Source organism: Humibacillus sp. DSM 29435 (assembly GCF_001758225.1).
Lineage (GTDB): Bacteria > Actinomycetota > Actinomycetes > Actinomycetales > Dermatophilaceae > DSM-29435.
Genome location: NZ_MAST01000014.1, coordinates 38,969 through 53,315, shown reverse-complemented (window position 1 = coordinate 53,315; position 14,347 = coordinate 38,969). Strand labels below are relative to the sequence as shown.

Below are 14,347 nucleotides of genomic sequence, written 5' to 3'. Positions count from 1 at the left end.
CCGAGCAGGGGGTCCATGCCTTCCGGCCGCACCACCTGCGCGACGCGCGGCGCGACGCGCAGAAGGTGCGGGTGGGCGGGGGCGAGCGGTTCCGGCCTGCTCGGCGGCTCGGGCGCAGGGCTCCCATCCGTTGGGCCCGGTCACAGCGAACTGGAGGCATGACCGATCGAGAGGCACTGGCATGACCATGACCGAGAAGCGGGAGACGGCCACCACCCTGGCACCGGGCGGCATCGCCGCTCGCCTCGCCGGGCTCATCGCGCCGCTGTTCGGCGGGGGGCTGCCTGTGCGGCTGCGGGCCTGGGACGGCAGCACGGCCGGACCGGCCGACGCCCCCACCGTGGTGCTGCGCGACAACGACGCGCTGCGTCGGCTGCTGCGCCACCCGGGCGAGCTCGGACTCGCTCAGGCCTATGTCACCGGTGAGCTCGACGTCGAGGGTGACCTGCGTGATGGTTTCCGCCGGGTGTGGAGCAACGCCCGGGAGTCGGCCATCACGGGCCGACCCGCCCTGACGACGCTCGTGCCCGCTCTCGCGAACGGGCTGCGCACGGCCTTCGGGCTCGGAGCGGTCGGGCTGCCGCCGGCCCCTCCCGCCTCCCAGGCCCGGCTGCGCGGTCGCCTGCACTCCCCCACCCGCGACCGCGACGCCATCTCGCACCACTACGACCTGTCGAACGACTTCTACTCGCTCATCCTCGACCCCCACATGGCCTACTCCTGTGGTTACTGGACGAGCGAGGCGCCCGGCTACACCGTCGAGCACGCCCAGCGCGACAAGCTCGACCTCGTCTGCCGCAAGCTCGGCATCGAACCGGGCGGGCGCCATCTCGACATCGGCTGCGGATGGGGCTCGCTCTCCCTCTACGCCGCTGAGCACTTCGGCGCCCAGGTGGTCGGAGTGACGATCGCCAAGGAGCAGAAGGCCTTCATCGACCAGCGGATCCGTGAGCGTGGGCTCGAGGACCGGGTCGAGATCCGCCTGCAGGACTACCGCGACGTGCCGGACGGCCCCTTCGACACGATCAGCTCGATCGAGATGGGCGAGCATGTCGGGCAGGGCAACTACCCCACGTACACCCGCAAGATCCACGACCTGCTGCGCCCGGGCGGCCGTGCCCTGATCCAGCAGATGTCTCGCACGAGTCGCCCGGGCGGTGGGCCGTTCATCGAGGCGTTCATCGCCCCCGACATGCACATGCGACCGGTCGGCGAGACCGTCGCCCTGATCGAGCACGCGGGCCTCGAGGTGCGCGACGTGCACGGCCTGCGCGAGCACTACGTGCGAACCATCGACGCCTGGTACGACACCTTCGAGGCCAACTGGTCGCAGGTCGTGGCGATGGTCGGCGAAGAGGTCGCCCGGGTCTGGCGGCTCTACCTCGTCGGCGGCGCCCTCACCTTCGAGGAGGGGCGAATGGGCGTCGACCAGATCCTGATGGTGCGCCCCACCGACCGGGGTGGCAGCGGGATGCCGTGGGTTCGCTCGTGGTGAACGCGCTCGCTGCCGTGTCTCCCGCCGCCCCGGGGTTCGACGGAGGAGCCTTCGCGCGCACCCTCCCGCTCACCGCCCTCGCCGTCGTCGTGGTGCTCGGAGTCGCGTTCGCCACCGCCGTGCGGATGGGCAAGCACTCCGTCGTCGACGTGGCCTGGGGCCTGGGGTTCGTCGCGATCGCACTCACTGCGTTCGCGGCATCCGCAGGCTCGGGTGATCCCCTGCGCCGTTGGCTGGCGGTGGTGCTGACCGCGATCTGGGGCTTGCGCCTGGCGCTGCACATCTTGGGCCGTTCTCGCGGCCAGGGTGAGGACCCGCGCTACGCGGCCATGCTGAAGAAGGCCGGCGGCAGCGAGTCTGCCTATGCGCTGTTGCACATCTACCTGCCGCAGGGTCTGATCATGTGGTTCGTCTCGCTGCCGGTGCAGATCGCGATGTTCGTCACCGGTGGTGTGGGTATCGTGCTCTGGCTCGGCGTCATCGTGTGGCTTGTCGGTTTCGTCTTCGAGGCGGTGGGCGACCTGCAGCTGAGCCGGTTCCGTGAGGGCTCGAGCAACCGGGGCAAGGTGCTCGACACCGGGCTCTGGCGCTACACCCGCCACCCCAACTACTTCGGCGACGCCAGTGTGTGGACGGGGCTGTTCCTCGTCGCGGCCAGCGCCTGGCCCGGGGTGCTCACGGTGCTCTCGCCTGTGGCGATGGTCGCCAACCTCTACGCCGGCACCGGGAAGAAGCTGCTGGAGAAGGACATCGGCGACCGCCGACCCGACTACGCCGACTACGTGCGGCGCACCAGTGGCTTCTTTCCGTGGCCTCCCAAGGCCAAGAGCTGATCGACCCGCCGGCACGGCAGGATGGGCTCATGCGTCCTGCCCTGGCTGACCTGCTCGACCTGGCGCCCCACCCCGAGGGAGGCTGGTTCCGCCAGACCTGGGCCTCGAGCGAGCCGATCACCTTGGCTGACGGGCGGGTTCGGCCTGCCGCAACCCTGATCCACTTTCTGCTGCCTGCCGGCGAGAGCTCGGCCTGGCATCGGGTGGCCTCCGACGAGCTGTGGCTCGCGCACTCCGGACTCGTCACCCTCGAGCTCGGCGGCGTCGACGCGACGCCCGTCGCCGACGAAGCCCTGTCGGTCGGAACCGACGTTGCCGAAGGTCAGCTCGCACAGGCTCTCGTGCCCGCTGGGGTGTGGCAACGCACGCTGCCCGGAGACAGCGACGCCCTCGTCAGCTGCCTCGTCTCCCCCGGCTTCGACTTCGCCGACTTCGAGCTCGCGTGAGCCTGCCTCGGGAACCGCGCCTAACCTTCGACCCCCGCGACCCTCGCGGTCTGAGGGGCACCGCGCCCCTGCTCGACGCCTGGCTCTCGTTCGGGGAGCGTACGCCGTTGCCGTTCACCATCCCGGGGCACAAACAACGCACCGACCTCGTGGGTGAGGTCGTGCGCGACGACGTGCCGCTCTACGGCGGCCTCGACACGGTCAAGCTCGGTGCCGGGTTGCTCGCGCAGGCCGAGGCCCGCGCCGCCCGGCTCTGGGGCGCCGACCACTGCCGCTTCTCCGTCGGCGGTTCGACCCACGGCAACCAGGCTCTTGCCCTGGCGGTCGGTGCACCGGGTGACCGCGTCATCGTGCAACGCACCCTGCACCGCTCGACGCTGCTCGGGCTCGTGCTGGCCGGCCTGGTTCCGGTCTGGGTGGCGCCCGAGCTCGACGAACGCACGGGGATGCCGCTCGGCGTGCGGCCATCCGACGTGGCTCACACGCTCGAGGAGTTTCCCGACTGCAAGGCCGTGTTCGTCACCGAACCGTCGTACGTCGGTACGGTCGGCGACGTGCGCGCGGTGGCCGAGGTGGCGCACGCCCACGGGGTGCCGCTCATTGTCGATGCGGCCTGGGCCGCCCACTTCGGCTTCCACCCCGACCTGCCCCAGCATGCGATCGCCCTCGGCGCCGACGCTCTCGTGACCAGCGCCCACAAGACGCTGCCCGCCTGGTCACAGGCGGCACTGGTGCTCTGGCGCGACGGCCGGCTAGACGCGGCCCGGGTCGACGCCGCCTTCGAGGCCACCCACACGACAAGCCCTGCTGGCGCCATTCTCGCGAGCACCGATGCCGCCGTCGCGTTGCTCGAGCGTGAGGGCGAGGTCATGCTGGCCGGGCTCATCGACGCGGTGGCGCGGGCACGATTGCGCCTGAGGCTGATCGAAGGGCTCGAGGTGTTGCACGGTCCGGCTGTCGACCCGGTCAAGCTCGTGCTGCTGCTCGCCGGTACAGGAGCCGACGGCAACCTCGTCGAGGCCGGCCTCATCGAGCGTGGGATGCCGGTCGAGATGGCAGATCGCGACACCATCGTGGCGATGGCCACTCTCGCCGACGACGACGCCGCTCTCATCGCCTTCACCGACGCCGTCAGCGACCTGGTCGAGGCCGGCCGGGGAGCACCCCGACAAGGGGTGCCGACAGCGGCCTGGGCGGTGCAGCCCGAGATGGCCTGCCCGCCGCGCGACGCGTTCTTCGCCGCCCGAGAGGTCGTGCCCCTGGCCGACGCTCTCGGCCGGGTGAGCGCCGAGCTGATCGCCCCGTACCCGCCTGGCGTGCCCGTGATCGCGCCGGGTGAAATCGTCACCGAAAGCGTTCTCACCGCGATCACCACGGCCCGCACGTTCGGCGTACGCATCGCCTATGCCGCAGACCCGACGGGCCTGACCATCCAGGTGCTCGCCTGACCGGCTCCTCCACACCGTGCTGCGGCCATCGTGATAGGTCAGCACCGTCATCGGGAAACGACCCGGGGTGGGCGACCGTCGGCGCCGCCGACCACGGCGAGGTCGCCTTCGAGGTCGGTGCGGTGAATCTCGAACCCCCTGTCGAGCAACGCGTTCAGGGCCGCTGGTGAGGGGTGGCCGTAGTCGTTGTCAGCGCCGACGCTGATCAGGGCGAGCCGCCCGCGGACTCCGTCGAGCGTGCGATCGTCACGGTTGCTCGAACCGTGGTGGGCCACCTTGACCACGTCGATTCCCTCCCACTGTGCTGGGTCGCGGGCGGCGGCCCGCACCACCTCTCCGGCCGCTTCGCGCTCCATGTCGCCAGCGAACAGGATGCCGACCCCGGCCACGTGCAGGCTCATCACCACGGACCCGTTGTTGGGCACGGAGCCGGCCTCGATCTCGCGGGCCGGCCACCACACGTGGGCCGAGACCCCCGCCACCCGAAGGTCGTCGCCGGCCCTCAGCTCGTGCACCGGTACCCCAGCCGCACCGGCCAGTCGTGCCACCCGGTCGGCCTCGGGGCTGGGCTCACGAACCGGTGAGACGCGAATCTGCGCAACCGCACGGCTCTGCAGCACCCCTTCGAGGCCGCGGACGTGGTCGGCGTGGAAGTGGGTGAGCACCACGAGGTCGACCGCGCTCACGCCGAGGCGGTCGAGGCAGCCGTTCATCGCCTTCGCGTCGGGCCCTGCGTCGACCACGACCGCGTGGCCGCGGCCGGTGTTCACGACCAGACCATCGCCCTGACCCACGTCGCAGGCGACCATGACCCAGGCCGGCGGTGGCCACGACAACGGCGCGGTGGGAACGGTGAAGGCGGTGGCGCCGAGGGCGAGCGCCACCACTATCAGCGGTTGCAACCGGGTGTGCCACCAGAGCCAGGGGGCGGCCAGCACCACGAGCACGGTCACGACCGCGAGCGCCACGGCGGCAGTGGCGGAGTCTCCCCAGGCGATGCTGCCCAGAGGAACGTCGGCGCAGGCTCGGGCCACCCAGGCGATGCCGAGAGCCGGCAGCGCCCCCAACCAGGCGAACAACGACGCGGCCCCGAGCCACACGACCGATAGCAGCGCCACCGCGATGCCCACGATCGTCGTGGGCGCGACCAACGGCGCGGCGAGCAGGTTCGCGACGACGGCGATCAGTGACACGGTCCCCTGCAGCGGCACGACGATCGGCGCACACACCACCTGGGCAGCCACCGGTACGGCGAGGACGGGGCCCAGACGCTGCCAGCGGCGGGGCAGTACCCGCCCCAGCGCCCGGCCCCACGGCTGGGCGAAGAGCAGCAGCCCCAGGGTTGCCACCCCCGAGAGCGCGAACCCGTAAGACCGCGCGAGCCACGGGTCAAAGCACAGCAGCCCGATGACGGCCCCCGACAGCGCGGGCACACCGACCTGACGACGGGAGGCCGACACGGCGAGCAACCCGATGGCACCCATCACGGCAGCCCGGATGACGCTCGGCTCGGGCCGGGCCAGCACGACGAAGCCCAGCAGGGCCGCGCCCGCCACCCACGGTCGCCAGCGGCGGTGCACGCCCAGCAGGCCGGCCACCCCGACCGCCGCGAGCAGCACCAGGGTCACGTTGCTGCCCGACACCGCGCTCAGGTGGCTCATGCCGGTGGCGAGCATCGCCGCCGTGAGGTCGTCAGGCGTGCGGGTCGTGTCGCCCACGACGAGCGCGGGCACCAGGCCCCGGGCGTCGGCGGGGAGCCCGTCGGTCGCGGCCCGGAAGCGGGCCCGCACGAAGTCGGCGGCCGCGAACACCCCTCCGGGTGCGCCGAGCCGCTGCGGTCGTCCCTTGGGGGTGGCCACGGCGGCCACCCGGTCGCCCGGGTCGGCCGGCGCGAGGCGCAGCACCGCCTCGACCTCGTCTCGCCACTTGAGGTCGGCCCAGTCGGGGCCGCCGATCACGAGCAGCGAGGTTGCGACCTCCGTGCGGTTCCCTCGGGCGAGCACCTGGTGCACCGTAGTCTCGACCACGACGAGCCGCCGAGCCCCCCGCCGGTCGATCGACCCTCCTCCGATCTCCCGGGGCTCGGTGGCCAGGGTGGCGTGCACCCGCACCACCGCTCGCTGCTGCGCCAGCTGCTCGAGCGGCCCGACGGCTCGCAGGGCAAGATGTGCGGCCGCCGCCACGAGCAGCAGGGCGAGGCAGGCCAGGATGAGGGCCCCGAGTCGCTGCCGACGCCCGTCGGCGCGGCGTCGCGCAAGACTGAGCAGGCCCACGCTGGCCGACAGCGCGAGCACCGCTGCGATACCGACGGCGGCGGGCTTGCTCAGCAGCGCCCAGAAGGCGATGACAGGCCACGCCACCACGACCGGCACGAGCAGCCGGAGGTCGAGACGACGGGGCTCGGCACCGAGGCGGCCGCCCCTGCTCACACGCGCACCCGGGGGCGCAGCTGCGACATCAGCTTGTCGCCGATGCCGCTCACCTCCCCGAGCTCGTCGACCGAGCTGAAGCGACGGTGCTCGGTGCGCCAGTCGATGATGCGCTGCGCCAGTACCGGGCCGACGCCGGGAAGCGTGTCGAGGGCAGCGGCATCCGCCGTGTTGAGGTCGACGGCCGCGGGGGCGCCCGAGCCCACGCCGACTCCCCCGGCCGGGTTCGACGGCTCGATGGGCGGCGCACTCGGCACCTCTCCGGGCCTGGGCACGTGCACCTGTTCGCCGTCGACAACCGGGCGCGCCAGGTTGACGGCGGTCAGGTCGGCGCCAGCGCGCGCACCACCGGCGGCGGCGATCGCATCTGCCACCCGGGCCCCCGGTCGAAGCCGCACCAGACCCGGGCGCAGCACCTGCCCGGCCACGTGCACGACCAGCTCAGTGACGACCGCGACCGGCGCGTCGGCCGACGCGACCCTGCTCGCCGTCACCTCCCTCGGGAGGTTCGTCGACGGCGACGTGCCCGACACCACCACTCCCACCGGCATGGAGACGGCGCCCGGAGCAGCAGCCGGTTCGCTCGCCCGCTCGGCCCACAGCACGCGCAGCGCGAAGACACAGCCGAGAGCCACCACGAGGGCGAGCAGCCCGACGACGGCCGCGCTCGACACCGACAGCCGCCCTCGGCGCAACGGCTCAGGGACCGTGAGCAGTCGCGGACGACGAGCCCGGCGCAGAGCGAGGTCGAGACGACCGACCTCATCGGCGAGTGAGACACGGGAGTCGTCGGTGGCGGTCGAGCCCGGCCGCGGACTCTCCCTCTTCGGCGCGACCGCTGGGCCCGAGCCGCCGGATGGAGCGGCTGGCACCCAGCGATCGGGGCTCTCGCGCCCAGACCCCGAGAGCCCGAGCACCTGCCGGACCCGATCGAGGTCAGGAGCACGCGAAGCTCGACGGAACGGCATGGCGCCACGCTAGGAAGACCCGCCCCTGAGCACGACCGGCCCCACGCCGCCTGTGGACGGGCGTCTCACCGGGGGTGGGGTGTGGACGGTCATGACCCGAGACACGCCGAAGCGGATTCGGCGCGGCCGCACCCGCTGCACCACACTGCTGCCATGGCTCGGCACATCATGACGCTCACCTGCGACGACCGACCCGGCATCGTGGCCACCGTGTCGACGGCCCTGGTGCAGGTGTCGGCCAACATCGTCGAGAACCAGCAGTACTCCGACGCGAGCACCGACCTGTTCTTCATGCGCACCGTCTTCGACGCCGACGAAGCCGGCGTGGCAGCGGTCGTGGCCGCCATCGACGCCAGCCCGGCGATCGCCCACGAACACCTCAGCGTGCGCCCCGAGACGCAGCACTGCCGAACCCTCATCCTCGTGAGCAAGTTCGACCACTGCCTGCTCGACCTGCTCTACCGGTGGAAGAGCGGCGACCTGCCGATCGACATCGCCGGGGTCGTGAGCAACCACGACGACTGCCGCGAGCTGGTGGCCTACTTCGGGCTGCCCTTCACCGTCATTCCGGTCACGCCTGACACCAAGGCAGAGGCGGAGGCAGACCTGCTGCGGCTCGTGGCCGCCGAGCACGCCGACCTGGTCGTGCTGGCCCGCTACATGCAGATCCTCAGTGACGACCTCTGCCGCCGCCTGGAGGGCCGGGCCATCAACATCCACCACTCGTTCCTGCCCGGGTTCAAGGGGGCACGGCCCTACCACCAGGCGCACGACCGGGGCGTCAAGCTGATCGGCGCCTCGGCCCACTACGTCACCGCCGACCTCGACGAGGGCCCGATCATCGAACAGGACGTGGTGCGCGTCACCCACGCCGAGACACCCGAGCGACTCGTCGCCCTCGGTCGCGACGTCGAGCGCCGCGTGCTCTCCCGGGCCGTGCGCGACCACGCCGAGAACCGCGTGTTCCTCTCAGGACGGCGCACCATCGTCTTCTGACCGTTCCACAGCACCTGCACAGGGAGCTCATCCCCCTGGCGGGTGGCGCTCCCAGGTTCACTTCGACAGTGACGAACCAGGCCCTGGGACGGTGCGCAGGTGAGATCTCAGAAGTTGTGCTGGCCTCGACGAAGGCTGGTCGTGGTGAGCGCCGTAGCGGTGCTCGTGCTCGTGGTCGGAGCTGGCGGCGGGGGCTTGCGACGCAGCGGCGCGGGCGTACCCGGCCCCTGACCTCTCGAGTCTCAGGACATTCGTTGCTGCCGCCACCAGGCCCGGATGTTGTTCTGGTGTCGCCAGATGACGACGCCGGCGAGCACGAGCAGCCACAGGCCGGTCCAGAGGTCGCCCGCCACTAGGCCGAGCAAGACCAGCGCGGCCAGCACGATCATGGCGAACGCGCCACAGACGGAACCGATCGACACCCGTCGCGCGACGACGACGCTGACGGCGAAGACGACCACGACGACGAGCGCGAACCACGGGTGAACTCCTAGGACCGCCCCCAGCGTGGTGGCCACTCCCTTGCCGCCGCGCCCGCCAAGGTAGGGCGACCAGATGTGACCGGCCACGGCGGCGATCCCGACCGCGTAGGCCACGTGGGCGCCGAGCCAGTGGTCGGCTCCGAGCGTGGGCAACAGACCTTTCAGCACGTCGAGCAGGCCGACCAGCACCCCCCAGCGCGGCCCGAGCACCCGCCCGGCGTTGGTGGCTCCGGGGTTTCCCGATCCGGTTGCCGAGAGGTCGTGTCCCAACACCCGGGCGATGAGCGTGGCTGGGTTGACGGCTCCGACCAGGAAGGCCACGACGACCGCACCGGCGACCTGGAGGGCTTCGGGCGTGCTCACGAAACAGTGGCCTCGGGCAGCGGCTCGTCGGGGCGAGGTGAGAGGGCGATGGCGAGCGTGCCGGGGCCGACGTGCGCCCCGACCACGGCTCCGAGCTCGACGACCATGACTTTCGGAGCCCCGGGCAGCTTCGTTCTCAGCTCGCCGGCGAGGGCTTCGGCCCGGTCGGCCGCGTCGAGGTGGTGCACGGCGATGTCGACGACGTGACCACCTGCGTTGACGTGGCCGAGCACCATCGACTGGATACGGGCGATGGCCCGCGACGAGGTGCGCACCTTCTCGACCGGCACGATACGGCCGCCGCGCACGGCCAGGATCGGCTTGATGGCGAGCGCCGACCCGAGCATCGCCGAGGCCGCCCCGATGCGTCCACCCCGCCTCAGGTGCTCGAGGGTGTCGACGTAGAAGAGCACCGTGGACCCCTCGAGACGCGCGGTGACCGCGGAGACGACGGCGCTCAGGTCACCCCCGGAACCGGCGACCTCGGCAGCGGCGACCACCGCGAAGCCCATCGCCATCCCGAGGGTCTCGCTGTCGATGACGTGCACCGGCACCGGCGACTCGCGTGCGGCCAGCCGGGCGGACTCGACGGTGCCCGACATCTGGCTCGAGAGGTGGATCGACACGACCTGGTCAGCGCCTTCGTGCGCCAGCCGACGGTAGGTCTCGAGGAACACCTGAGGTGTGGGCCTCGATGTCGTGACGACGGTGTAGTCGCGCAGTGCCGACGCCACCTGCGCCGGAGTGATGTCGGAACCCTCGCTGTGCTCGGACCCACCGACGACGACGTGCAGCGGCACGACCGCGATGTCATGGCTGGCCGCCACGTCCGCGGGAAGGTAGGCGGTCGAGTCGGTGACGATGCGCACACTCACCCGAAGCTCCCTCCGTCGTTGGGCTCGGCTGGACTCAACCTAGCGCGATCAGAGCGGCACGACGTTGACCAGCTTCGGTGCCCGCACGATCACAGTGCGGATGCCGTTCACCGTGACCGCCTGAATCTTCTCGCGGGCGAGAGCGAGGGCGCGCAGGTCGTCCTCGCTGATGTCGGGGGCCACCTCGATGCGGTCGCGCACCTTGCCCTTGACCTGGATGACGCAGGTGACGCTCTCCTGCACGATCTTCGCCGGGTCACTCACCGGGAAGGCGGCGAACGTCAGCCCACCGTCATGACCGAGCCGGCGCCACATCTCCTCGGCGATGTGCGGCGCCACCGGCGCCACCATCAGCACGAGCGCCTCGACCACCTCGCGTGGCGGCGCTGCGAGCTTGGTGACGGCGTTGTTCAGCTCGATGAGCTTGGCGATGGCGGTGTTGAAGCGCAACGCCTCGAAGTCGGCACGCACTCCGGCGATGGTCTGGTGCAGCGCGGTCGTCAACGACTGCTCGGGGGCGTCATCGACAACACGCACCTCCCCTGTCACCTCGTCGACCACGTTGCGCCACAACCGCTGCAGGAAGCGCTGCGAGCCCACGACCGCCCGGATCTCCCACGGCTTGCTCAGCTCGAGGGGCCCCATCGACATCTCGTAGACCCGGAAGGTGTCGGCACCGAACGAGTCGTACATCTCGTCGGGGCTCACCGAGTTCTTCAGCGACTTGCCGATCTTGCCGTACTCCCGGTTGACGGGCCGGCCCTGCCAGGTGAACGTCGGCTCGGCGCCCTGGCTCTCGGCGTGCTGCTCGACCTCGGCGGCCGGAACGTACTGCCCCCGCGAGTCGGTGAAGGCGGCCGCCTGGATGTAGCCCTGCGAGAAGTACTTCCGGAACGGCTCCTCGCTCGAGACGTGGCCCAGGTCGAAGAGCACCTTGTGCCAGAACCGGGCGTAGAGCAGGTGCAGCACGGCGTGCTCGACCCCGCCGACGTAGAGGTCGACGCCGCCCGGATCAACTGCAGTGGGGTCGACTGCGTCAGAGCGGAACCCGGCCACCGTGTCGTCGTGGCGGGCCATCCAGTAGGCCTCGTTCTCGGGGTCGACGAAGCTCTCGTGGTTGGCCGGGTCGAGATAGCGCAGGTAGTACCAGCACGACCCCGCCCAGTTGGGCATGGTGTTCGTCTCGCGGCGGAAGTGCCGCATTCCGCGCCCGTCGCCGAGGTCGGCCTTGACGTTGACCCACTCCGGCACCCGCGACAAGGGCGCCTCCGGCGAGCTCTGCGCGTCGTCGGGCTCGTAGGTCTTGGGTGAGTAGTCGGGCACGTCGGGCAGGGTCAGCGGCAGCTGGTCGTCGGGCACCGCGTGGGCCACACCCTCGTCGTCGTACATGATGGGGAACGGCTCACCCCAGTAGCGCTGACGGCTGAAGAGCCAGTCGCGGAGACGGTAGTTCACGGTGGCGTGACCGACAGAACCGTCACCATCCTCGACGAAGGCGATGATCCGCTGCTTCGCCTCGTCGACCGAGAGTCCGTCGAGCGAGACGAGGTCGTTGGCGGAGTTCACCGCGACGCCGTCGCCGACGTAGGCCTCGTCGAGCGGCAGATCGGCATCGTCGCTGGTGGCCGCGACGACCCGCACGATGGGCAGCTCGAACTTGGTGGCGTACTCGAAGTCGCGCACGTCATGCCCGGGCACCGCCATGATCGCCCCCGTGCCGTAGCCCATCAGCACGTAGTCGGCGATGAAGACGGGCACCGCTCCCCCGGTCAGCGGGTTGGTCGCGAACGCCCCGGTGAACACCCCCGTCTTGTCCTTGCCCTCGGTCTGGCGCTCGACGTCGCTCTTGCGCGAGGCGGCCAGCCGGTAGGCGGCCACGGCCTCTCGTGGCGTCGCGTAGGTGGCAGCGGAGTCGCCGGCGCCCTTCCACGCCTCGTGCGTGCCCGCCGGCCAGTCGCCGGCCGGAACCAGCGCGTCGACCAGAGGGTGCTCGGGCGCGATGACCATGAAAGTGGCCCCGAAGACGGTATCGGGCCGGGTCGTGAAGACCTCGATGCCGTCGTCGTCGCCGGATGCCGTCGTCACCGGGAAGGTGAGCCGTGCCCCGTTCGAGCGGCCGATCCAGTTGCGCTGGATCAGCTTGACGTTCTCGGGCCAGTCGACGCGGTCGAGGTCGTCGGCCAGGCGGTCGGCGTAGGCGGTGATACGCATCATCCACTGGCTCAGGCTGCGCTTGAACACGGGAAAGTTGCCGCGCTCGGAACGCCCGTCGTTGGTGACCTCCTCGTTCGAGAGCACCGTTCCCAGGCCGGGGCACCAGTTGACCGGGGCCTCGGAGTTGTAGACCAGGCGGAAGCCCTCGAGCACACCCGCTCGATCGGCGTCAGACAGCTCGCTCCACCCACGCCCGTCGTCGGTCGGCACGGCCCGCGAACCCGACTCGAACTGCTCGACCAGCTCACCGATCGGGCGAGCCCGGCCGCGGCCGCCGTCGGCGCGCACGGCATCCTCGTCGTACCACGCGTTCCAGATCTGCAGGAAGATCCACTGGGTCCAGCGGTAGTAGTCGTCGTCGATCGTGGCGAACGTGCGTCGGTTGTCGAAGCCGAGCCCCAGCCGGCGCAGCTGCCGGCGCATGTTCGTCATGTTCTCCTCGGTGGTCTTCCGAGGGTGCTGGCCGGTCTGCACGGCGTACTGCTCCGCGGGCAGGCCGAACGCGTCATAGCCGAGCGCATGCAGCACGTTGCGCCCCAGCATCCGGTGGAAGCGGCTGTAGACGTCGGTCGCGATGTAACCCAGCGGGTGACCGACGTGCAGGCCGACGCCCGAGGGGTAGGGAAACATGTCGAGCACGACGAGCTTGCGGCCCAGCGCCGCGACCTTCTCCGGTTCGGCCCACGGCCCGGCCGGGTTGGGCGCGTTGAAGGTGCCCTCCTGCTCCCACCGGTCCTGCCAGTCGACCTCGATGTCTCGGGCGAGGGCGGGGGTGTACCGGAACGGGGTCTCGAGGCCGACCTTCGGAGCCGCCTGTGACCCGGGGCTCGGTTCGCGCTCGGTGTTCAGGCTGGAGCTGGGGGTGCTGGTCATGTCCACTCTCTCGTGACGTAGCGATGGCGCGGTCCCTGCTGCCGGGAAGCTCGGGCGGCAGACAAAAACCCCTCGCACAGGGAGGGGCCGCCGCGTTGATGCTCAGAGATCGTGGGACCTCCGGCTTTGGTCAACGCGGCTGACGAAGAAGCAGCCGACCAGCCATGTGCCTAGGTTAGCGCAGCCGATGGCGCGGTCTGCAGCCGTTTGCCTGCGCCTCAGCGCAACAGCCCGACAACAAGCAACACCTGTGCGAGGTGGTAGGTGACGATGGTCTGGATCGGTGCGAACCGTCGTTCCCGCACGAACCGGTCGTGTCCGAGGATCGTGTCGGACCCGACGAACAGCGCCGCCCCCGCGATGACCAGCCAGTCGCCCTTCCACCCCGCCACGAGCACGAGCGCAAAGAGCGAGAGCTGGTAGAGCAGCACCGGGAGCCGCTGGCGACCGGCCCCCACCACGATGTCTCGACCGAACCGGGCGTGCAGGATGAGCAGCGCGGGCGCGAGCGGAACCACCCACCAAGGAAACCCACCACGGCCCGGGGTCTCGATGATGGCCCAGACGTACGCCACGTGAGTGGCCAGGAAGGCCGCCAGCCCGGCGAGGAAGCGCCCCCGGGTCGCGTTGAGCAGCAGCACGTCACCGACCAGGCTGAGCCCCAAGGCGACGAACACCACCCGCAGCGGCGGCGCGCCGTCGACCCGGCCCTCACCGTCGAGCGACCAGGCGAGCCCGATCATCAGCAGCATGAACGTGGGCTTGGTGATGCGTTCGACGACGACGTCGGACCGCAGCACCGAGCTCCAGTTGAGCAGCGCCGTCACCCCGAGCGCCACCGACAGGACCCAGAGGTGCGTGCTCACCGGTTCAGGGTGTCAGGCGAGACGCGCGCCCGGGGCACGGACACGCGGGTCCCGGTTGG

General features: G+C 70.9%; 11 protein-coding genes. 5 read left to right on the top strand and 6 right to left on the bottom strand.

Annotated elements, in window-relative coordinates:
• The first annotated feature begins 181 nt into the window (after positions 1 to 181).
• The 4 genes from BA895_RS11660 to BA895_RS11645 are packed head-to-tail and all read left to right on the top strand — an operon-like array spanning position 182 to position 4,222.
• Positions 182 to 1,495, top strand: coding sequence for a cyclopropane-fatty-acyl-phospholipid synthase family protein (locus BA895_RS11660; protein WP_070192072.1), 1,314 nt, complete (start codon positions 182 to 184; stop codon positions 1,493 to 1,495).
• Entirely contained in the window at positions 1,477 to 2,328 is an 852-nt protein-coding gene (locus BA895_RS11655; RefSeq protein WP_083283260.1) for a DUF1295 domain-containing protein, read from the top strand. Before BA895_RS11660 ends, BA895_RS11655 begins: the two co-directional genes overlap by 19 nt.
• 29 nt (positions 2,329 to 2,357) lie before the next feature.
• Positions 2,358 to 2,774 (top strand): cupin domain-containing protein, encoded by a 417-nt coding sequence (locus tag BA895_RS11650; RefSeq protein ID WP_070192071.1) that lies wholly within the window; start codon positions 2,358 to 2,360, stop codon positions 2,772 to 2,774.
• On the top strand, positions 2,771 to 4,222 hold the full coding sequence (locus BA895_RS11645; RefSeq protein ID WP_217493885.1) for an aminotransferase class I/II-fold pyridoxal phosphate-dependent enzyme: 1,452 nt from the start codon (positions 2,771 to 2,773) through the stop codon (positions 4,220 to 4,222). The genes BA895_RS11650 and BA895_RS11645 overlap by 4 nt, the downstream gene beginning before the upstream one ends.
• A gap of 47 nt (positions 4,223 to 4,269) precedes the next feature.
• Here the strand turns inward: BA895_RS11645 and BA895_RS11640 are convergent, their stop codons facing one another.
• Positions 4,270 to 6,651, bottom strand: coding sequence for a ComEC/Rec2 family competence protein (locus BA895_RS11640; protein ID WP_070192070.1), 2,382 nt, complete (start codon positions 6,649 to 6,651; stop codon positions 4,270 to 4,272).
• Complete coding sequence (locus tag BA895_RS24455) at positions 6,648 to 7,619, bottom strand: helix-hairpin-helix domain-containing protein (RefSeq protein WP_083283259.1); 972 nt, start codon at positions 7,617 to 7,619, stop codon at positions 6,648 to 6,650. Before BA895_RS24455 ends, BA895_RS11640 begins: the two co-directional genes overlap by 4 nt.
• 153 nt (positions 7,620 to 7,772) lie before the next feature.
• Between BA895_RS24455 and purU the strand changes: the two genes are divergently transcribed.
• On the top strand, positions 7,773 to 8,615 hold the full coding sequence (gene purU, locus BA895_RS11630; RefSeq protein WP_070192069.1) for a formyltetrahydrofolate deformylase: 843 nt from the start codon (positions 7,773 to 7,775) through the stop codon (positions 8,613 to 8,615).
• Positions 8,616 to 8,857: 242 nt separating this feature from the next.
• Here purU and BA895_RS11625 read toward each other — a convergent pair whose 3' ends face one another.
• From BA895_RS11625 to BA895_RS11610, 4 genes are all read right to left on the bottom strand, one after another.
• Positions 8,858 to 9,460 (bottom strand): glycerol-3-phosphate acyltransferase, encoded by a 603-nt coding sequence (locus BA895_RS11625; RefSeq protein ID WP_083283258.1) that lies wholly within the window; start codon positions 9,458 to 9,460, stop codon positions 8,858 to 8,860.
• Entirely contained in the window at positions 9,457 to 10,335 is an 879-nt protein-coding gene (locus tag BA895_RS11620) for a DegV family protein (RefSeq protein WP_070192068.1), read from the bottom strand. Before BA895_RS11620 ends, BA895_RS11625 begins: the two co-directional genes overlap by 4 nt.
• Before the next feature lie 48 nt (positions 10,336 to 10,383).
• Positions 10,384 to 13,422, bottom strand: a complete 3,039-nt coding sequence (locus BA895_RS11615; RefSeq protein ID WP_083283257.1) for a leucine--tRNA ligase — start codon at positions 13,420 to 13,422, stop codon at positions 10,384 to 10,386.
• A gap of 218 nt (positions 13,423 to 13,640) precedes the next feature.
• Entirely contained in the window at positions 13,641 to 14,288 is a 648-nt protein-coding gene (locus tag BA895_RS11610) for a lysoplasmalogenase (RefSeq protein ID WP_070192067.1), read from the bottom strand.
• Between the last annotated feature and the right edge of the window lie 59 nt (positions 14,289 to 14,347).

Coding starts and splice junctions, on each gene's coding strand:
- BA895_RS24455 (WP_083283259.1), bottom strand. CDS start 7,619: ATGCCGTTCCGTCGAGCTTCGCGTGCTCCTGACCTCGATCGGGTCCGG.
- BA895_RS11660 (WP_070192072.1), top strand. CDS start 182: ATGACCATGACCGAGAAGCGGGAGACGGCCACCACCCTGGCACCGGGC.
- purU (WP_070192069.1), top strand. CDS start 7,773: ATGGCTCGGCACATCATGACGCTCACCTGCGACGACCGACCCGGCATC.
- BA895_RS11615 (WP_083283257.1), bottom strand. CDS start 13,422: ATGACCAGCACCCCCAGCTCCAGCCTGAACACCGAGCGCGAACCGAGC.
- BA895_RS11650 (WP_070192071.1), top strand. CDS start 2,358: ATGCGTCCTGCCCTGGCTGACCTGCTCGACCTGGCGCCCCACCCCGAG.